Annotated in this window: 14 protein-coding genes and 3 tRNA genes; 14 read left to right on the plus strand and 3 right to left on the minus strand. The window is 44.6% G+C overall.

The features are described from left to right. Positions 1 to 30: 30 nt before the first annotated feature. A complete protein-coding gene (locus ACTXGL_RS04980; RefSeq protein ID WP_443525283.1) occupies positions 31 to 858 on the plus strand; it encodes an inositol monophosphatase family protein in 828 nt (275 codons plus the stop codon). 98 nt (positions 859 to 956) lie between these two features. Here the strand turns inward: ACTXGL_RS04980 and ACTXGL_RS04985 are convergent, their stop codons facing one another. Both ACTXGL_RS04985 and ACTXGL_RS04990 read right to left on the minus strand, forming a co-directional pair. Further along, the gene (locus tag ACTXGL_RS04985) at positions 957 to 2396 is read right to left on the minus strand and encodes a WS/DGAT/MGAT family O-acyltransferase (protein WP_443525284.1); all 1440 of its coding nucleotides are present in this window, start codon (positions 2394 to 2396) and stop codon (positions 957 to 959) included. Between the two features lie 120 nt (positions 2397 to 2516). After that, entirely contained in the window at positions 2517 to 3299 is a 783-nt protein-coding gene (locus ACTXGL_RS04990; protein ID WP_443525549.1) for a thiazole synthase, read from the minus strand. A gap of 464 nt (positions 3300 to 3763) precedes the next feature. On the opposite strand from ACTXGL_RS04990, the gene gspE reads away from it, so the two are divergent. Continuing rightward, entirely contained in the window at positions 3764 to 5317 is a 1554-nt protein-coding gene (gspE, locus tag ACTXGL_RS04995; RefSeq protein WP_443525286.1) for a type II secretion system ATPase GspE, read from the plus strand. A 215-nt stretch (positions 5318 to 5532) separates the two neighbouring features. On the opposite strand, the gene ACTXGL_RS05000 is transcribed toward gspE, so the two are convergent. After that, positions 5533 to 6204, minus strand: a complete 672-nt coding sequence (locus ACTXGL_RS05000; RefSeq protein ID WP_443525287.1) for a DUF4442 domain-containing protein — start codon at positions 6202 to 6204, stop codon at positions 5533 to 5535. 212 nt (positions 6205 to 6416) lie between these two features. On the opposite strand from ACTXGL_RS05000, the gene ACTXGL_RS05005 reads away from it, so the two are divergent. The 12 genes from ACTXGL_RS05005 to ACTXGL_RS05060 all read left to right on the plus strand — a co-directional run bounded on the left by ACTXGL_RS05005 (position 6417) and on the right by ACTXGL_RS05060 (position 20028). After that, positions 6417 to 7937, plus strand: a complete 1521-nt coding sequence (locus tag ACTXGL_RS05005; protein WP_443525288.1) for an McrB family protein — start codon at positions 6417 to 6419, stop codon at positions 7935 to 7937. 15 nt (positions 7938 to 7952) lie between these two features. After that, a complete protein-coding gene (locus tag ACTXGL_RS05010; protein ID WP_443525289.1) occupies positions 7953 to 9488 on the plus strand; it encodes an McrC family protein in 1536 nt (511 codons plus the stop codon). A gap of 287 nt (positions 9489 to 9775) precedes the next feature. After that, a tRNA-Pro gene (locus ACTXGL_RS05015) sits at positions 9776 to 9852 on the plus strand. 107 nt (positions 9853 to 9959) lie between these two features. After that, positions 9960 to 10036: transfer RNA gene (locus ACTXGL_RS05020), tRNA-Arg, on the plus strand. A gap of 39 nt (positions 10037 to 10075) precedes the next feature. Beyond that, positions 10076 to 10151: transfer RNA gene (locus tag ACTXGL_RS05025), tRNA-His, on the plus strand. Positions 10152 to 10616: 465 nt separating this feature from the next. Continuing rightward, positions 10617 to 11552: an AraC family transcriptional regulator gene (locus tag ACTXGL_RS05030; RefSeq protein ID WP_319051165.1), complete on the plus strand. Its 936-nt coding sequence runs from the start codon at positions 10617 to 10619 to the stop codon at positions 11550 to 11552. A gap of 337 nt (positions 11553 to 11889) precedes the next feature. Continuing rightward, a complete protein-coding gene (locus ACTXGL_RS05035) occupies positions 11890 to 12936 on the plus strand; it encodes a hypothetical protein (RefSeq protein ID WP_443525290.1) in 1047 nt (348 codons plus the stop codon). Positions 12937 to 13008: 72 nt separating this feature from the next. Continuing rightward, positions 13009 to 14211: a type II secretion system inner membrane protein GspF gene (gene gspF / locus ACTXGL_RS05040; RefSeq protein WP_443525291.1), complete on the plus strand. Its 1203-nt coding sequence runs from the start codon at positions 13009 to 13011 to the stop codon at positions 14209 to 14211. Between the two features lie 514 nt (positions 14212 to 14725). Next, entirely contained in the window at positions 14726 to 15163 is a 438-nt protein-coding gene (gene gspG, locus ACTXGL_RS05045) for a type II secretion system major pseudopilin GspG (RefSeq protein ID WP_443525551.1), read from the plus strand. Between the two features lie 260 nt (positions 15164 to 15423). After that, a complete protein-coding gene (locus tag ACTXGL_RS05050; protein ID WP_443525292.1) occupies positions 15424 to 15990 on the plus strand; it encodes a protein-disulfide reductase DsbD N-terminal domain-containing protein in 567 nt (188 codons plus the stop codon). Positions 15991 to 16037: 47 nt separating this feature from the next. Further along, positions 16038 to 18185, plus strand: a complete 2148-nt coding sequence (locus ACTXGL_RS05055) for a cytochrome c biogenesis protein CcdA (protein WP_443525293.1) — start codon at positions 16038 to 16040, stop codon at positions 18183 to 18185. 391 nt (positions 18186 to 18576) lie between these two features. Next, entirely contained in the window at positions 18577 to 20028 is a 1452-nt protein-coding gene (locus tag ACTXGL_RS05060; protein ID WP_443525294.1) for a phospholipase A, read from the plus strand. Positions 20029 to 20069 lie beyond the last annotated feature (41 nt).

The raw sequence follows: 20069 nt of genomic DNA on the forward strand, positions 1-20069 counted from the left end.
ATATTCATTCATCAAGCAAATAGGTTATTTATGGAACCCATGGTCGTCATCGCAGCGCGTACTGCTGAAAAAGTTGGTAAAGAGATTTTATATGCGCATCAAAACCGCCACAAAATTGAGTTAGATATTGAGTCTAAAGGACTTGATGGTCTGGTTACGCGTATCGATCGCTTTAGCGAAGAGCTCACAATCGAGACGCTAAAAGCCAGCTACCCTGATCATTCGTTTTTGGGTGAAGAGTTTGGTATGCAAGAAGGTCGCGGTGAAGATGCTGACTGGTGCTGGATTATCGACCCACTAGATGGCACCAAAAACTTTGTACATGGTGTACCGCAGTTCTGTGTATCTATCGCTGTACAGCACAAAGGCGTCACCCAACATGGTGTGGTCTATGATCCTGTTCGTGATGAGATGTTCTCAGCCAGCCGTGGTAAAGGCGCGCGCTTGAACAATCGCCGTATGCAAGTGAGCGAACGCAAAACCATTGATGGTGGTTTCTTTACGACTGGTCATCCGCTTGAGCGTAAGCGTAATGGCGAAGTGGTCTCTTTTGCTAAACAGCATTTTGAGAGCTTACAAAAGGTATCTGAGGCAGGTGGTCAGGTACGTCGTATGGGTTCAGCTGCGCTTGATCTATGTTACGTTGCGGCTGGTCGTTTTGACGGTTATTTTGAGATGTCTATCAAGCCTTGGGATATCGCAGCAGGTGAGTTGATTGTGACTGAAGCACGCGGCGTTGTGGTTGATCACACGGGCGCGCACAACTCTATGACGTCAGGTTCGATCTTTGCTTGTAACGTTAAGCTGCTCAAGCCATTGATGCAGACAGTCGTGCCAATCTGGGGCAACGCTATCTAAGCGCAGACGAAATGCGCAATTATCCAACAGATAGCTAATAGCACTGGGTTATCTGAAGAGTAAATAGCTGTTATCCAAACAACAAAAAGCTGGTTCCGTTATGGAGCCAGCTTTTTTGTTTTATTATCACCCTTGTAGCCACTTTTGTCTTCAACAGTAATGCCTTTAAACGCCATCTCTTTACTGGTGGTCTCTAGCAATTGCAATTCTTCCTCTATCAGCATCAGCATGTCCTGTACACGCGGCAATGCTTTGCTACATGCAGTTATACCAAACTCAATCCTATCCAAATAACTGGCTAAGGTGATATTCATGGCTTGACCATTAAATACGATAGAAGCGGGGTACAAAGACTGCAAACGTGCACCATTCCAGTAGAGAGGTTTCTCAGAGCCTGGAACGTTAGAAATAATTAGGTTAAACGCCTGTTTTTTAGGGAACAGCCCAGTCGCTAGATTAATACCTTCCCATGCGTATGAAACGATACTGTAGTTAATGACTTGCGCTTGATTCATACGGCGAAAGCGGCGCTTGCCGTTATTCATACTACGGTGGATCAGCTCTACTCTACGCATCGGATCGTCTAAATGCGTGCCCAAGTTTGCCAATATAAATGACAATTGATTGCCCGATATGCTGTTGTCAGTGCGTAGTGACATGGGCACAAAAGCAATGAGCGGCTTGCTTGGCAACGCATCCATGGATATCAGATAACGACGTATAGCCCCAGCACAGACGGCTAGAACCACATCATTTCTACTGATTTTGAGTCTGTCAGCAATCATATTGAAGCGCTGTATATCATAGGACTGCGCCGCGATTCGGCGCGATGCTGATATACGCTTATTTAAGATACTCATCGGCGCATCAAACGTACCGACATAGCCTTCATCACCGTAGTTCTTGAGGTTATCTACCAACTCTGTAAATACCGGTTTGATGGTTGATATCTGCTCTTTTAAGATCTTTTTGATGGATCTTTCGGCAGGCAAGATAGCGTTGACTTGGTTACGGTGGCGCGCCATCAGTGACCACACGGGTAGCGTGACAGGCTCAGCAGGAGACTGCGATAAGGACTTTTTGACCAGACGCATCGCAGCGATACCATCAACGAGTGAGTGATGAATCTTAAAATACCAAGCAAATCGTTCAGGACCGCCTTCTACCTCTGGCTCAATCCCTTCAATGATATGACATTCCCACAGAGGCATCGCCCGATCTAGCAGTCGTCCATGCTCTCTTGACACATACATCAACAGCTCACGAACGCGCCCAGGACTTGGAAGTGCGACATGGTGAAAATGGTGCTCCACATCGAAATCTTTGTCTTTTTTCCAAAACACCAAATGCTCTAGCACCTGATTAAACGGGAAGCTTGGCGGCACATCAGAGTTTTGCATTTGCTGTACCAGCTGATAGACAAAATCACTATCAGCACCTTCTGGTAATTCAAATAAAAACAATCCGCCAACATGCATGGGCTGTTTACGCGACTCGAGAAGTAAGAACAACTGGTCGACTGCTGTGAGAAGTCGCATAATAAATCCTTTTATGACGATAATGAATAATAAATGATAGCTGACAGAGCGCTGAACAAAGAGTCTTTCTGTCTTATTGTTTTATAATTGGTTTTTATAAGGGTGGTTCAGTCTAACTACTTACTGAAAGAAGTACCCTGTCTGCGGTGAGCTGGCCGTCGCCATCTTACGCATCGGCATACGACCTGCCATGAACGCAGCGCGACCTGCCCATACAGCATGCTTCATGGCATGTGCCATCATAACTGGGTTTTGGGCGTTAGCAATAGCAGAGTTCATCAGGACGCCATCACAACCAAGCTCCATAGCAATCGCCGCATCAGACGCTGTACCGACCCCTGCATCGACCAATACAGGCACTTTGGCATTTTCGATGATAAGACTGAGTGTATGACGATTCAGTAAGCCAAGTCCAGAACCAATCAAGCTGCCAAGTGGCATAATAGCGACGCAGCCCATGCTCTCTAGCTCTTGTGCGACGATCGGATCATCTGAGCTATAAACCATGACTTCAAAACCATCATCGACCAATACCTGAGCTGCCTTCAATGTCTCGGTAACGTTGGGATAAAGAGTTTTTTCATCGCCCAATACCTCAAGCTTGACCAAATTATGTCCACCTAATAGCTCGCGAGCCAGCTTGCACGTACGAATGGCTGTTTCGGCATCGAAGCAACCAGCAGTGTTGGGCAAAATGGTGTATTTGTCAGGTGAGATGACATCGAGCAAATTAGGCTCATTGCTATTTTGACCAATGTTGACACGACGAATAGCAACGGTCACGATCTCTGCTGCTGAAGCGGCAATGGCTTCTCCGGTCTCAGTCATGTCTTTATATTTGCCTGTACCGACCAATAGACGGGAGGAAAAGGTACGACTACCAACGGTAAAAGTATCTTGCAAAAGTGGTGTCGGGTGAGTAGCAGTGCTAACGTTCTCTGACATAACTAAAAATCCTAATGGCGAGCGGGCGAGGTAGATATAATCGGTTGAAAATAATTCAGACATAAAAGATATAGGCGCAAGTACGGCAAGTCATTGCCGAGCAACGCCCCTACATGGTATGACATTGATTATAGCGAAATATCATGAGCCGTCTTTATAATATTAAAAAGTGAAATAGACAATAATAGCGCACCATCAGCAAAATAAAAAATCGATGTCTATATATAGCGTAACCTTAAGCGAATGGTGATAGCCAAAATTGCCCACCGCATAAAACAATACGCGTCTAAAACAAAATGCTATTATAACAAACTCATCCAATCTTACTTGCACTCTTTTTGGTTTGGTCAGTGGTGTACAAGGTGTTTACAACGCTCGGCTATGATTTGGTTTTTGATACTATTTTTTATTAGGTCGTCTTTATGATGCAGTTACCGTACAGTTTTGCGAAACGCCATCAGATTTTGGCGATACTCGCGATTGACCCTGAGTTGCCGCCGACGTTAGTACTGACAAAAGCCACACCATTATCTGCAATTAATGAAGCGGTGCGGTTTTTGCAGCAGCAAGGTAGCCGCAGCGTGCCTACTTACGAAAGTATCAGCGCGGATGACTTTGAAAAACGTATGAACGCCGCTTACGCTGGCAACACAGGAGAGTCGCAGCATATCGCCGCTGGTCTTGAAGATAATCCTGACCTTGATAGCCTAGCAGACAGTGTCCCCGAAACTGAAGACCTGATGGATCAGCAGGACGACGCGCCTATTATCCGTCTGATCAATGCATTACTGTCCGAAGCCATTCGTCTAAGTGCATCCGATATCCATATAGAGACTTTCGAAAAACGCTTGGTTGTTCGCTTTCGTGTCGATGGTGAGCTAAAAGAAATCATCACCCCAAAACGCCAGCTGGCGCCATTATTAGTCTCGCGTATCAAAGTCATGGCAAAGTTAGATATCGCTGAAAAACGTGTACCGCAAGATGGTCGCATTAGTTTGCGATTGGCAGGGCGCGAAGTAGATGTGCGCGTATCGACACTGCCATCGAGCTTCGGCGAGCGCGTGGTGATGCGACTATTAGACAAGCAAGCAGGTCGCCTAAATATGACGTATTTGGGGCTGTCTGATAATGATTATACCGAGCTTAAACGTTTGATTCATCGTCCACATGGCATTATTTTGGTGACAGGGCCGACGGGTTCAGGCAAGACCACCACGCTGTATTCTGCATTGACTGATCTGAATGACCAAACTCGTAATATCTTGACCGCCGAAGATCCCATTGAGTTTCAGCTGGATGGTATTGGACAAACGCAAGTGAATAATAAAGTAGATATGACCTTTGCAAAGAGTCTACGAGCGATGTTGCGCCAAGACCCCGATGTCGTGATGGTAGGTGAAATTCGTGACTTAGAGACGGCGGAGATTGCTGTACAGGCTTCTTTGACAGGGCACCTGGTCTTGTCGACATTACATACCAACACGGCTATTGGTGCAGTGACGCGCTTGCAAGACATGGGTGTTGAGCCATTTTTACTATCGTCTTCGCTCATTGGTGTGGTAGCGCAGCGTTTGGTGCGTACTTTGTGTCCACATTGTCATGACTGGCAGGCAGCAGATACGGAGCAAGCCAAGCTTTTTGCCGAAGTTGGCATGGCGTCAGATGCAGATGATAATAATGAAAAGGCAGTCAACACGTCCATTCGCTTACCGAAACCCGTTGGCTGTGATAAATGCAATCAATCAGGGTTTAGAGGTCGTACCGCGATATATGAAGTCGTGCCAGTTGATGATACGCTGCGCCGTATGATCCATAGCAATACTGCTGAGTATGAGCTAGAAGAATATGCGCGCCTACAAACGCCATCGATTCGCGCCGATGGTCTACGTAAAGTGATAGAGGGGCGAACGACGTTAGAAGAGGTGCTGCGAGTCACAAAGGAAAGCGCAGTAGCAGATGACGAAATACTGGTCTAATTCTGATCTAAGTTCGGTGATATACAAATGATTGGACAAGACAGCTAATAAGCAAAAATAGAGCAGTGGTGACTGATGTAGTGAGTACAAGACGACCAGCGAGGCTGTAGATAGATAAGTGCGCGATGTGAACATCGCGCACTTATCTCATTGATTGCCAATAGGTAACCTGCATTACAAGAAGTAAATAGCACAGGTTACCTCAATCCAACTCATTATTTACTATCAACGGTCTCACTTTCTACAGTTTTGTCCGCCGAGCCTTTGCGACGTGCTTCTAGCTCAGATTTTGGAATCCAGGCCCAAGTCATCTCGACTACGATAGGGTCGCGGTCACTGTCAGACTCACGATCATCAATGAGGCAAGGAATAACCATTTCACCCTTTGGTGTATTTAAAATCTCCAAGCGCTGCTCATCAGAGAGACTAGCCACCGCCGCAATTTGACCTTTTTTGATCGGACGATAAAAGTTAACCGAGTAGGATTTGATCAGTAGTATACGATCAGAGGGTAGGTTTAAACCCAAAATAAATCCTGTTGCTGTTTCAGCCAGCAAGGTAATGGCTACTGCATGAATAGAGCCAATATGGTTCTGTACCGCTTTGACATTGTTGAGGCTGACGACCACTTGGTTTGGTTCGACGGTTTCGTAGTACACACCTGTCGTCCCTACGTAAGGCACGACTTTACCAAAGGCTTTAGACAAAATGCTTGAGCGTGCACTAGCAGGTAGGTATTTGGTGACAGATAGTAGTTTGGTAAATTGATTGTTAATAGGTTTTAGCGTACTGCTGGGTGTTTCGGTGGGTGGTTTTTTGTTGTCAGAGACTTTGGCTGGTCGCTTACCAGTTAGCTTGGCGGGTAGGTTTTTTAGTAATCCTGACATACAAAATTCCTTAATGTAGATAAATCGAATGATGTTTTTTGATAACGGCAACTGTGCGTAAAACCACTATAAACACTATGGTACATTAACGGCTACCTTTCGACTATTATTAGCATGAACTGCTGCGCTTATAAAATAGCAAGACAGTCAGCTAACCCGTAGATACCTTCACGCTTGTTACCCGCGTTATAATGACACGATATGATTATTTTATGAATGCTTCAATGCTGGATGCCGCTATGTCTGATATGTCTACTCCTGAGCCAACCAATATCATCTATACTGGCGTCGCAGGTACAGGGAAAACATATCGACTGCTCCAAATCGCCAAGCAATACACTGATTATCTGCCTGAGATCAATGGGGAAGAGCTGCTCGGGCAGTTGTTACAGGACTCAAGCTGGCGTGAGGTACTGTGTTTGGTGTTTTTGGACCTACACGCGGAGCAGCAGGATTTGGTAAAAGTCAGAGAGTTGGTTAATCATCCATTTTTTATTACTAAAGCTGCGCAAAACGCCCGCGAGAAAAACCTAGAGAGTACTGCTTGGCTAGAGCTGCGCAGACATAGTCCTGTAGACTCTAAAACCGTCAGTTTCGACAATCGTGCCAGCCAAGCTTATTTTGATAAGGACAACAGCGGTGCATGGTATTTACTGCCTGAGAGTATGACGCTACTAAATGAGCTGTCACAGCAACTAGCAGAGTTCCAGCAGGCACAGCGTGATCACAAAGCTAAGCTCAATCAAAACATCGGTCAGCAGCGATTTAGTATGGTGAGCTTCCATCAAGCCTATGGTTATGAAGAGTTTGTTGAAGGGATTCGCCCTGTCATGGCAGGCTCTAACCAAGCACACAATAACCAGGTAAATAATAATCAGGTAAATAATAGCCATGCCAATCAGACGCAAATGAGCTACGCGGTACAAGACGGGGCGTTTTTGAAGTTGTGTCAGCGTGCGGCGCGCGATCCTCAGCAGCGTTACGCGATGCTGATTGATGAGGTCAACCGCGCCAATGTCTCACGAGTATTTGGTGAGCTGCTCAGTTTGATTGAGCCAGATAAGCGTGCAGGCAAGCCAAATGCGATGACAGTGAATCTCGCATATTCAGGACGTGCTTTTAGTGTGCCTGATAACGTCGATATCTATGCCACTATGAATACTCAAGATCACTCGCTTGCGCCTCTCGACATGGCACTACGTCGACGCTTTCGCTTTATCGATTGTCCGCCGCAGCCTGAATTATTACCTATAATTAGTAGTAAGCGTAACGCAGCTGATAGCGTAGAGGCTGACACGATTGACCTGGGTAAATTACTAACGGGGCTCAATACACGTATTACACAGACGTTAGGAGTAGACGCTTGTCTAGGGCATGCGTTTTTATTATCAGTTGAGAGTTTGACCCAATTACAATCCGTTTTAGTCGAACAGATTATTCCCCAACTGGCACAAGCTGCTGGTGGTCAAGTTGCGGCATTACAGTATATTTTTCAGGATGAGCAGCAGCCAATAAGCGCGCAGTTCATTCATGACAGTCATGTGCTGGTCAATAATAAACCACAAGGTTCGGTGAGTCATCAGCAGATTATGGCCAACCAAAACCATATGTTCACAGGGCAAGACAGCTTTCTTAGTCAATCCATGAACATGAGCAGCTACATAATCAATGCAGACCTTATCGCAAAGACTGGTAAATTCAACCAGCCCTCTATCTATCAGCGTCTGTACTAGCAAGGTGGCTGACTTATGATAAACGACAGCGTATATCACCAAAAAGGCTACAATAAAAGCTACGATGAAAATATCATTCGTACTTATACGCCTCGTAAGAACGCTAAAGCAAAAAACGTCAAAACCAATATCATCACCGTGTTCGAGCATCAACGCCTGACCGCGCATGATTTTTTGCATGTGTCTGATTTTCAATGGTTGATGGCGCAGGAGTTTGCTGTATTTACCATCAAGCGTAAGCAAGGACAGTGGCAGCTCAAGGTCGGACATTATATAGGCATTATTTTACTGCCTAGTGGCATGACGCTTGAGCTACTACCAAAGCTGAATACATCCATTCAGGACGATGATATCGCTCAAACGCGTCGCTGGGTACAAGGCATGCTATCCGACTTGACTCGCCTTGATAGGCCAAAGAGTTGTAAGCTGCCCAACATGAAAAATCTCGGTCAATTCGCTCATCCATCAGTACAATTACCCATAGAAGCACCGCCGTTGTCGGATTGGCTGATTACGCAATTTTTACAGCGTCTAGTACACTATCAACCAACCCAACATTATCAGGAGCGTGTCCAAAATCAGTCTTCCGTACAAGGGCGACTACTCATCAAAGAGCAGCTAAGACGCAATAGCACGCAGCCGCATCGATTTGTCTGTGAAAGTAGTATGCTGAGTCATGATATGCTGGCCAATCGATTGATAAAAAGCGCATTAGTCTACTTGATGCCTTTATTTCTACAATCTGGATATTCGACGCTCTTGCAGCAGTGGCAGCACTTGCCTACGCTCGACCAACGTGAGATGCAGCGCTTAGCGTCAATATATACTCAGGCAACAAAGCAACTAGACACTCTGCCACTACAAAGGCAAAAACTGCAAGCTGCTCATCAACTGTTAGATTTGGCTTATTGGTTATTACGGCAGTCAGCTGCTGCAGCAGGCTATGGTGTTGACTCAACCAAACCAAATCGACCCCCACTGCGCTTGTGTTTGTTGATTGATATGAATCAAGCATTTGAGCAGTGGGCAAGTCAGCGTATCGCATCGATGTTCCAACGATTAAGTAATCACTGTCGTCCCTTGTATCAAACTCAAAGTGTTTGGCTAAACGATGCAGAAGGGCGGGCATGTCTATCTATAAGACCTGACCTACTGATATATCAAATGTCTGATAATCACTACCAGGGTCAGAGTGATACTGATCAGGATGATAGGGCAGTGACTAGGACTACAATGACTAAGACTAGAGGTCACTACAGCCATGTTATCGATATCAAATGGAAATACTTACCTCATAGCAATGCTATTAGCGCGAGCGATGCTTATCAATTGACCAGCTATGCACAGGCTTATCAAGCAGGGCAGGTTTGGATGGTTTATCCCGTATTAGGAAATGAGAGGCAGCCAGTGGCACTCAAGCAGCAAATTCATCAAGCTCTTGATACCGATAATGATGATGGCTCAAGTGATGCGCATTTGTGGTTGATACCGTTTGATGTATTGACAGGGACAGTAAACGGTAATGGGCGACCACATTTGAATAGAGCATAATGACGCTAGTAGTAATACAGGCTATAGCTGATAGGCAGACTGAATGATTAAGATTGCTATTTAAAAGCTACCGATTAGAGACTGTCCATTAGAAGTCGTCGCGATGTTTTTGTGATAATCTGCTTTTTTAAAGAATTTAGAGATTATTTTAAATTAATTGAAAATAGGTGTTGACACAATCGCCTTTTCCCCTTAATATGTGCACCTCGATAGCGAGGAACATTAACAAGTTAGCGGCATTGCCAACAACGAGTTACTCAACAAGCTATCGTGATAATAGAGAATTTCGGAGTGTGGCGCAGTTTGGTAGCGCATCTGGTTTGGGACCAGAGGGTCGTAGGTTCGAATCCTATCACTCCGACCATCTATTTTAAGAGCCTTACAGGCTTTTTTTTATGTATAATGGTTTAGTTTCTGATATAGTAAAAACTGTATTTTTGACTGAATGTGGTATATAAAAGTCCTCTAAGAGCGCCTGTAGCTCAGCTGGATAGAGCATCTCCCTTCTAAGGAGGTGGCCGCAGGTTCGAATCCTGCCAGGCGCGCCATTTAGCCTGCAAATCTTGCCTTATCAGGCAATAGTTATGGCGGTTGTAGCTCAGTTGGTAGAGCCCCGGGTTGTGATCTCGGTTGTCGTGGGTTCGAGTCCCATCAGTCGCCCCATTTATTTTGTATTATCCGTATAAACATTCTATATTTATACCAAAACCTATAAGCAATACCATTCGCCACTGTTGGCGTTTTTTTATGTCTGTTTGTTTTTCATCCCTCTGTAGCCTCCTACAATATTGAACCGTTCGAAGTGCCCATACTTTGTTGGTTTACGTCCTTTGTCTTTTGATATTCATATCGTTGTAGGTTTTTTCCAGAAGCCTAGATTCACTGTGTCTGCTCTATTATTAATTAGTAATACTTATGAGTGAATGGACACGAAGTTTCAAATCGGGCATTATGCTTATGTTTCGATTTATTCATCACACTAATTGTGTCGTCAACTGAGGTGTTAGGCACTGGCATAAAATAGCGAGTCAAAATATCCTATTGATTACGTTAGCGTTCAAAAGTATTTTAAATATATCTACATTTTTAAGCTTTATTATTGACCCTGTATGATTGAGGAACTGATTAATGGACGCATTGAGCGTATTGCTACAAAACGTGCACTTATTTGAGACCAAGTATTATCGTTTGAACGGTGCTGGCAATTGGTCTTACTCTATTACGAGAAAAGACACTATTTTGTTTTATTTGGTGATGTCTGGCGGTTTTTGTATTGATGTTGGTAATGGTCTAAGAGAAGCCCGCGCTGGTGATATGATTATGATCCCCAATGCACACAAGCATGTGAGCTATGCGCTCAATCATAATGGTGATGTTGCCGAACCGCTTGATGAGTTATTGATTAACAGTAAAGATCGTACGCTTGACATCGATGGTGACGGTGACCCTAATTCGTCTTTGATACTTATCGAATGCAAATATGACAAAGAGATGATTAATCCTCTACTGTCTGTACTACCACCGATATTACCCGAGCTCAATGATGCCGCCGATGGTCGTTTTGAGGTCATTGATGTAGAGATTAAGCTGCTGACCTTGGAGGCTGAGCGTGAGCGTATGGGTAAAACCGCTGTCATCAATCATTGGGCGAGTATCATGATGATTGAGTGCTTACGCGTCTATATTGAGAGCTTGCCTGAAGCCACCGAAAACTGGCTCAAAGCAATGAAAGATCCGTTTTTGACCAAGGCGCTAGCCGCGATGCACGAAGCACCAAGCCAAAGCTGGACCATTCATAAGCTTGCAGAAGTAGCAGGAATGTCACGATCTAGCTTTGCTCAGCGTTTCAAAGACACAGTCGGCATGCCGCCGCTCACGTATCTGATCGATTACCGCTTGCGTTTGGCAGCGCGATATTTACGCTTACAGCAGAACAGTATCAGCCGCATCAGTGATATGGTGGGCTATGCATCCGACTCTACCTTTAGTCAGGCATTCAAGCGTGTCTATGGGGTCTCACCAAAAGCGTACCGACAGCAGTATCAACAACAAAAACTCGCCTAGGTCAGTTTTGCTATATCGGCAGTATCTATTTATAGAAGCACTAAAGTCTATAAAAGCGCTAAAGCGACCAACATTGCTTTAGCGCTTTTTGCTTCGATTAACTCTTTTAGTTTTATCCGCGATCTTTTATATACTGAGCAGGTATAGAGACACAGTATCTGATAGTTAGACCGTGCTATTTCGGTTATACAAAGCTGACAAGGCGTGCGTGTTCAGGTACTATGAGATAATGAGTCGTCGAAATATGAGCGTGTGCGTTTAGCGCACGATGTATAGCTGAATGCCAGCCATACAAAAGGATCTAGACGATGTTTATTTTTGCTGCTGATGGTATGTTATGACTGAACCGACCGCAAAGCCAAGTACAGAAGCCAATAGCCAACAAGGCGCTACTGCAACTGCTAAAAAAGAAAATAATACTGATAGAGATAATTTGATTAGCACACAATCAGCGCAGCCAGAAGATGTGAGACAAGTTCCTGATAAGGCGGCACTATTGACCTTATTTACTTTATCAGATGCCAAAGAAGAAGCGTACGACTTAGGCGCTACAGAGCAGTCCAATACCCATAGCTCAACCAGTCAGTCGCCTGCCAGTGAGACATCTGTCGCGGCACAGCGAGTCGCTCTTTATCGTACTCAGCATGAACGTACCCGGCTACTATATATGGCATCTGCCAATACGCGCCCCACATATTTGGTACAAACCCTCAAATCACAATTTATAGAACATCAGCAATACTTGCTTGCTCAGCAGCTCGATAAGCGTGGTCTGATGGATACGGATATGCTTGAACGACTCTGGCAACAGCTACATGTGGTCGATGATATCATCGCAGATATCGTGCGTCATATGCCTGCTCAGCAGCCAGCAGGCTGGCAGCTCACCACTCAGGATGGACGCAACCCACTGTGTTTTGCCACGGTCGGTAAACTAAAACATGGCAAGCCCGTTCGCGATCAAGGTAGTCTCAACAGCTACGTACTTGGTCACTTTGGGGTAAGTAGTTTCACTTATGATCGAGGTTATTATATCGGTCATGTGGTTGGGTACCTATTTAGCTGTTATTTTTGCGCGCATCTATCGGTCAGTTATGGTGTAACGGCGCTTGGTCAGCAAGTAGTCGCCGATTATGACTATGCTAGTCTTGAGACCCCGCATATGGTTAGACTGCTACAAGGCCTGGATGGTTATTGTAAAAAACGCATTTATCAATTGGCGGTTATTTGTGCACGTTTGAGCGTTTTTGCTAGTGACAAACGTATTGAGCGTATGCTGATCGCTGAGGTCAATGATTTTGATAAAAAGTTACAGCAGCAGCACTTGGATGTTTTATTATTACAAGGCTTGATGCCTGATAGTAACGACTCAACGCCGCTTTGATAGGTATGAAGCCTTCTGTTAAGTCGTACGCTATGACCGTTTACCTGTGACCCACTTAGGATATCTGCTGCTATGCCCGCTTATCACTTCAAAGCGCTTGATGACCATGGCAGTGTCCAAAAAGGCTTGCTAGAAGGGGACTCGGCGCGGCAAGTTCGTCAGCAGCTGCGTGATAAGCGGTGGACACCAGTCGAAGTCAGCGCTGTCAATGACCGAAAAAGCCAAAGTAAAAACCGTTACAAAAAACCATCTGCTTATGAGCTGGCGCTGCTCACACGCCAATTGTCTGTGTTGCTGGCGGCTGGTATTCCACTCGAGGAGACTTTGGCTGCGGTCGCCAAACAATCACCAAAAACTCATATCAAATCTTTGATGCTCGCTGTACGCTCACATGTCCTAGAAGGGTTGAGCTTAGCACGAGCACTACAACAAGCCGCTAGCTTTCCGCCACTATATATCGCCACAATTGCAGCAGGCGAAAAATCAGGTCATCTTGATCTCATCCTGAACCAGTTGGCAGACTACACCGAAAACCGTTTTGCCCTCCAAAAGAAAATCCAAGGCGCCATGGTCTATCCGGTTGTACTGATGGTTATGGCAATTGCGGTGATTATGGGTCTAATGAGTTTTGTGGTGCCCAAAATTGTCAAAGTTTTTGAGCAGTCCGAGCAAGCCCTACCATTGATTACCCAAGTCGTTCTGACCTTATCGAATATCATTACTCAGTGGTGGTGGCTAATGCTTCTGGTATTGGCAGGGGCTGCATTTTTATTCTACCGTTTTGCTCAAACGCAGGCAGGGAAATTGACCATTGATAGTGTGGTACTTAGATTACCGATACTGGCCAGGTTGTCCAAAGGATTGAATGCCGCGCGATTTGCTAGCACCCTTGCGATATTAGTACGCTCAGGCGTGCCACTGATTGAGGCATTGCATATCGGTGCTGCGGTCACGACCAATTTACATATCCAAAAAACGATTATCACTGCTGCTGATAGAGTCACAGAAGGCTCAAGCTTATCTAGTCAGCTAGAGAAATCTACTTATTTTCCACCGATGATGGTGCAGATGATCAAAAGTGGCGAAAACTCAGGTGAGTTAGAAAATATGCTAAGCCGTGCTGCCAATATGCAAGAGGCAGAAGCAACCAACTTCATCAGTACTTTGCTGTCATTGCTCGAGCCTCTGATGCTGGTATTGATGGGTGTGGTCGTGATGATTATCGTTATGGCGGTTATGCTACCTATTGTTAATATGAATGACTTGGCAGGCTAGCAAGCAGTCACTTGAACGGCTGACACAAATCCGATATCTCTATCTTACCTATACGGCACATCTTGCTAAACTCTGAGCGAGCTTTCTTAAGATTTGCTTACTGTTGTATATTATTGTCTATGATATAGTTTTACTAGGGTAAATCTGAGCACCACGCTATAGTAAAAGTAGGATGAAGCGACAGTTATAGACCTCACTGTTTATTCAATACTGACCATAATGACAATCTGAGCACCGCGCTGGATAAAAATAAAACCATGGTTTATAGTGATAATGATGTAGGATATTACTGATAAGATCTGACAGTAGTAAGCGCCACTAGAATGCTACTGTTACCACTGACATAACTGTGATGACCAAAGCGATGACTATGACTGACAATTTTCAAGTGAATACGATTCCAAAAAGTGCCCATATTACAAACAATGCTAAAAACAATAATAACGCCAAAATTAACAACAGTATATTAGATGACTCAGCTACTGTAAGTGTTCATCAGAGTCTGTCTTCAACGATGCCGTACAGTTCAGCACATAGATCTATGCAGTCAGGGTTTACTCTGATTGAAATCATGGTCGTCATCGTGATCTTGGCTATCTTAGCGGGTTTGGTCGTACCTAAAGTCGTCGGACAAAGCGATAAAGCTCGTGTCAAAACGACTGAGACCGCGCTAGCTACTGTTTCAAATGCACTAGATATGTACAAAGTCGATAATTCACGCTATCCAACGACAGCTCAAGGATTAGAGGCACTGACAACACCGCCTGCCGATGCAAAGAATTACCCTGAAGGTGGTTATATAAAAGGTGGCTATCCGACAGATGGTTGGGAAAACGAAATGCAATACGTAGCCCCAGGTAGTGAAGGTCGTCCTTATGATTTGTTTTCATTGGGTGCAGATGGGCAGCAAGGTGGCGAGGGTCAGGATGCTGATCTTTACGCTCAGCTATAAGGTTTGATTGTACAAACGCTTATGAAACCCATAGCATTATATTGTTTATAAACGTATTTGGTCACTTGCTCATATTTACTACCCTCTAAATATCAACCAATAATCCCTTATTGGTTGATATTTTTTATCAGCTTATAAAGTGCTCATCGTTCAATATGAGTGATGTACTGAGCGCTGATATTTTTATCAGCATGTTTATGCTGAGTTTATGCTTTTACTGCCAGGCTTTTACTGCTAACCATTATCAGAGGTAACGATTTATGCCCATTAAAATGCCAGCACCCCAAATAACTGCACTTAATAGACGCATTTCCAAATGCTGCGCGCTTGCACTTACTGTCACCAGCACCTCACTGATAGCCGCGTTATCAATGACATCAATAAGTGTACAGGCTGCAGGATTGAGCGATTTATTTAATAGTAGTAGCTCATCGCAATCAAAGTTTTTGCCGGTGGATGAGGCTTTTCAAGTCCTCAGTAGTGCCAAGGTAACATCTAAGGGTACACAATTATCTATTATCTTTGATATCACGCCAGGGCACTATGTCTATAAAGATAAGCTGACTGTAAGCTTTCCTAAAGGTGTGATTGCAGCCCCATTTATTTTTAATCAGGCACCCGTATCAATTGATGATCCGACCTTTGGTCAGGTTCCTGTATTCACGCAAAGAAGTATCGTTGCAACCACAACGCTGACGACCAGTAGTGGTAAGGGAGCGAAAAATGTCCCCATTATGATTGGCTGGCAGGGCTGTGCAAAAGCTGGATTATGCTATCCACCAGAAAAAATCAAAACCAAGATAAATATTGCTGCAACGCGCAGATAAGTATCGCGCAGGTCGATTCACATATTAGTCATAACAGGTAGCTATTCATGTCCATCAAGGCGCCATCACAACCTTTCTCACGAACTGCTAAAACGTCTCCAAAAAAATCGTACGTATTAGCGTTTGCTATTGCGAGCAGCTCGCTGTTAACTGGTTTGGCACCAATAACAGCGCAAGCTGCAGGATTGAGTGATTTATTTGGCAATAGTCAAAGCAACGCACAGTCGAAATTCTTGCCAGTGGATGAGGCTTTTCAGGTCATTAGTAGTAGTACACCTACCCACACAGGCACGCGCCTGTCTATCAATTTTGATATCACGCCCGAACATTATGTTTATAAAGATCAAATAAAACTCACGCTACCGGCTGGCGTGAATGCAACCCCTTTTACCTTTAGCCAACAGCCATACTCAATCGATGATCCGACCTTTGGGAAAGTGCTGGTGTTTGATCAAATCAATATGGTCGCAACGACCATATTGACCAGCAATAATGGCACAAGCATGAGTGACGCAGCGATTGTCATTGGCTGGCAAGGCTGTGCAAAAGCAGGGCTGTGCTATCCACCCGAAAAAATCAAAACTACAGTTAACATCGCAGCGACGTCACCGCAAACGAGATCAAGTAACGCTAGTATTGATAGCGCTGCTGCAAGTAGTAGTCTGGCTGATGTGACAGCATCAACGAATGACAATGAGACGACATCGATAGAGGCTGGTATAGCCAATACAACTCAGTCTGATGACGATCAAGCATTGATAGATGATGACGTTATTGACTATGACCTCATTGATGACAGCACTTTAGAATACGACTCTTTAGATGGCAGTACGTCGACGACCACGATTTCTGGGTCAGATACGAACATCTCAGGCAGCGCGACCAGTAGCGAAAACGTCGCTGGCAATACGCTGGTCGATGGTGATCCTTTTGGGCTTGCCTCTCATCCTTGGCTTGCACTGGTGTTGCTATTCTTAGCAGGTCTGGGTTTGGCATTGACGCCCTGCGTACTGCCGATGCTACCCATCGTTGCCAATATCGTGGCCCGTGAACAAAACCCAACTGTCAAACGTGGCATTATCTTAACCACCAGTTATGCGATTGGTGTAGCCACTGCCTATGGTGTTTTGGGTGCAGTTATTGCGGTGTTTGGGGAGTCACTAGGTATTATTGGGTGGTTGCAAAACCCGATTATTCTTATCAGCTTTGCCGTGGTTTTTGTATTATTAGCGCTATATATGTTGGATGCGTTCACCGTACGCTTGCCACATGTGCTAAGGAGAAAAATGCAAAATCTAAGCCAAGCAGGTGACAGTAAGCTGGGTAGTACGGGGGGCAGTTTGATTGCTGGTTTCTTGTCAGCATTGGTAGTATCTCCCTGTGTCTCTGCGCCACTGTTCGGTGCGTTACTCGCCGTTTCGACTATTGGCAGTCCGTTGTTGGGCTTTGCTGCTTTATTTATGCTGGGGTTTGGTTTGTCAGCGCCGCTTATCTTGATAGGTGCTACCCAAGGCAAGATCATACCAAAGGCAGGCGAGTGGATGAACTGGGTCAAACAAGGCTTTGCCTTATTGCTATTCGCTGTGGCATTGCTCCTCATCGAGCGTGTGTTTATATCACCAGTCATGCTGATGGTATGGGCATTATGGTTTATGGTGGTAGCGATATGGGCATGGAGTTGGCTGGGTAAAGGTCGTATGCTGACCCAAGCGTTGAGTCTCATTGTGGGTATTTGGGCCACTTGTTTGATCGTGGGTGCAGCACTAGGAAATGATGATAGCTTACATCCATTAGCGTCATTGAGCGCCGCGCCAATGATGGCACCGTCGAATGCTACTTATCCAGTAGGTAGCAATAGCGCAAAAGATGAGAGGATCACGACGCTTACCGAGCTAGATACTATCGTTGCCTCCAACCCAAAAGTAATCGTTGATTTAACTGCCGACTGGTGCGTTGAGTGCCGTATTATGGATAAAAATTTATTTCATAATCGTCCAGCACAAATGCAAGACTGGCAACTGGTCAAGCTCGATATTACAGAAACGACTGAAGATTCCAAAGCTGTTTTGTCTCGCTATAAACTATTTGGTCCACCAGCGTTGCTTTACTATCAAAATGGTCAATTGGTTAATCAGCAAGTGGGCGAAATCGGTCGCTTGGAGTTTGAGCAAACTCTAACAACGCTGAATAACTGATAATGAATAACTTTTAATCAATAAGTAGATTTAATCATTTGAGTAGAATCCTGATTTAGGATTAATAATAAAGAGCAGCCGGTGTACCGTAATAACCGTACATCGGCTTTTTAGTGTCATTAATTCATGCTTGTAATATCTTATACCGATATCTATTTGGATAGAGATTAGGATTTTCTGATCGTATTTAATATGCCGATAACGCTAGTATAGTCTTTATATTTTCATTACAATAAAGTAACAATAGTGCAGGGATAGATCAGTCCGTCAAGACTGTCTTTGGTGTTTATGTACTATTGATTTCTTCTTGTTTTTAGCGGTGACGCTAACGGTTATACCAATTAATTCACATACTCTGCTAGCGATAATGCTGGTTAGATAAAGGACATTTATGTTTGCCCACATCACCACTCAGCGTCAATTACAACGTACCAATGTAATCAGTCGTAACGCCAGTAGCCAAACGAGGCATACTCATTTGAGTGTTGCCGTTGCTATCGCTTTGAGTTGTACAGCGGTACAAGTACAAGCAGCTGACAATAGTCAGACTTACAATGAGCTGCCAGTACCAGAAGCAGCATTTGAGTACGGCAGCGTGGAGACGGCTCAGAATACTAGCAATAATGAGACATACACGAGCGTCACTGCCCAAAGTGGCAACGTGATTAGTAAAGAGTTTATTGCTCAACAAGCAAAGCTGTTTTCTGACTGTACGCAAGTTCAGAGTAGTGCTGCCCGTTTGGCATGTTTTGATAAGGTGGCTGAGCAAGGAAAAACCCCAAGCTATACTACGACCAAACAGCCTGTTGATTTGGCAAAGACGTTTAAAACGACCATTTCAGGTAACCCGCAGGTTGTCTTTGTAGAAGAAAAATCAACCAATACTTTCAATGGTAACAGCACAACTACAGGTCTAGCCGCCACTCAACAGACTGCTGCTAAGCGTATGGATACAGATGCAGATAGTGAACAAGAGATTCAGGTTTTAGATAGCGTAGGCGTCACTCAAACAGATATCGAAAAGTATACACCGCTGAGCCTAGCGTATGATCTGGATCAAAATAGCGAGCGCGGTACTTGGACAGTAAGACCATACCGACCGACGTATTTGCTGCCGTTGTTTTATACTTTTGATCCTAACTTAAACCCAAGCACACCTTCTCAAGACATTGAGCCTTTTGACTCTAATGACATACGTGAAACTGAGCTGAAGTTTCAGTTATCACTGAAGAGTAAAGTAGCAGAAGATTTATTCGATACCAGTGCAGATTTATGGTTTGGCTATACTCAGGAGTCGCATTGGCAGGTTTATAACGAAGACAACTCACGACCGTTTCGTGCCACCGACTATCAACCAGAGATATTCTTGACCCAACCTGTGACAGCAGACCTTCCCTTCGGTGGACGTTTACGTATGTTAGGGGCTGGTGCTGTGCATCACTCAAATGGTCAGGATGATCCATTATCACGTTCATGGAACCGTGCTTATCTGATGGCAGGGGCAGAGTGGGGTAAGCTATCCGTCATACCGCGTCTCTGGGCTCGCGTGAATAGTGACAGTAGCAGCGATGATGACAACCCAGATATCGAAGATTACATGGGTTATGGCGATATCAAATTCTTATATGATTTGCCAGACCAGCAGAGTGTCAGCGGTACTTTGCGCTATAACCCAAGCACCAATAAAGGTGCTGCACAAATCGATTATATCTATCCATTGTCAGAAAACGTCAATGGTATGGTGCAGTTGTTCCAAGGGTATGGCGAGTCTATTGTTGATTATAATCATGAAAACACCTCTATCGGCTTTGGTATTGTGCTTAACGATTGGAAAGGTCTCTAATATAGCAGAGCCTTATCATGCATTATGATGATAAATAATCT

The sequence above is a fragment of the Psychrobacter sp. T6-6 genome (assembly GCF_052258185.1).
GTDB lineage: Bacteria > Pseudomonadota > Gammaproteobacteria > Pseudomonadales > Moraxellaceae > Psychrobacter.

Excerpts from the sequence above, each read along its gene's own strand:
- ACTXGL_RS04980 (WP_443525283.1), top strand. The coding sequence starts at position 31 with ATGGAACCCATGGTCGTCATCGCAGCGCGTACTGCTGAAAAAGTTGGT.
- ACTXGL_RS04985 (WP_443525284.1), bottom strand. The coding sequence starts at position 2,396 with ATGCGACTTCTCACAGCAGTCGACCAGTTGTTCTTACTTCTCGAGTCG.
- gspE (WP_443525286.1), top strand. The coding sequence starts at position 3,764 with ATGATGCAGTTACCGTACAGTTTTGCGAAACGCCATCAGATTTTGGCG.
- ACTXGL_RS05000 (WP_443525287.1), bottom strand. The coding sequence starts at position 6,204 with ATGTCAGGATTACTAAAAAACCTACCCGCCAAGCTAACTGGTAAGCGA.
- ACTXGL_RS05005 (WP_443525288.1), top strand. The coding sequence starts at position 6,417 with ATGAATGCTTCAATGCTGGATGCCGCTATGTCTGATATGTCTACTCCT.
- ACTXGL_RS05010 (WP_443525289.1), top strand. The coding sequence starts at position 7,953 with ATGATAAACGACAGCGTATATCACCAAAAAGGCTACAATAAAAGCTAC.
- ACTXGL_RS05030 (WP_319051165.1), top strand. The coding sequence starts at position 10,617 with ATGGACGCATTGAGCGTATTGCTACAAAACGTGCACTTATTTGAGACC.
- ACTXGL_RS05035 (WP_443525290.1), top strand. The coding sequence starts at position 11,890 with ATGACTGAACCGACCGCAAAGCCAAGTACAGAAGCCAATAGCCAACAA.
- gspF (WP_443525291.1), top strand. The coding sequence starts at position 13,009 with ATGCCCGCTTATCACTTCAAAGCGCTTGATGACCATGGCAGTGTCCAA.
- gspG (WP_443525551.1), top strand. The coding sequence starts at position 14,726 with ATGCCGTACAGTTCAGCACATAGATCTATGCAGTCAGGGTTTACTCTG.
- ACTXGL_RS05050 (WP_443525292.1), top strand. The coding sequence starts at position 15,424 with ATGCCCATTAAAATGCCAGCACCCCAAATAACTGCACTTAATAGACGC.
- ACTXGL_RS05055 (WP_443525293.1), top strand. The coding sequence starts at position 16,038 with ATGTCCATCAAGGCGCCATCACAACCTTTCTCACGAACTGCTAAAACG.
- ACTXGL_RS05060 (WP_443525294.1), top strand. The coding sequence starts at position 18,577 with ATGTTTGCCCACATCACCACTCAGCGTCAATTACAACGTACCAATGTA.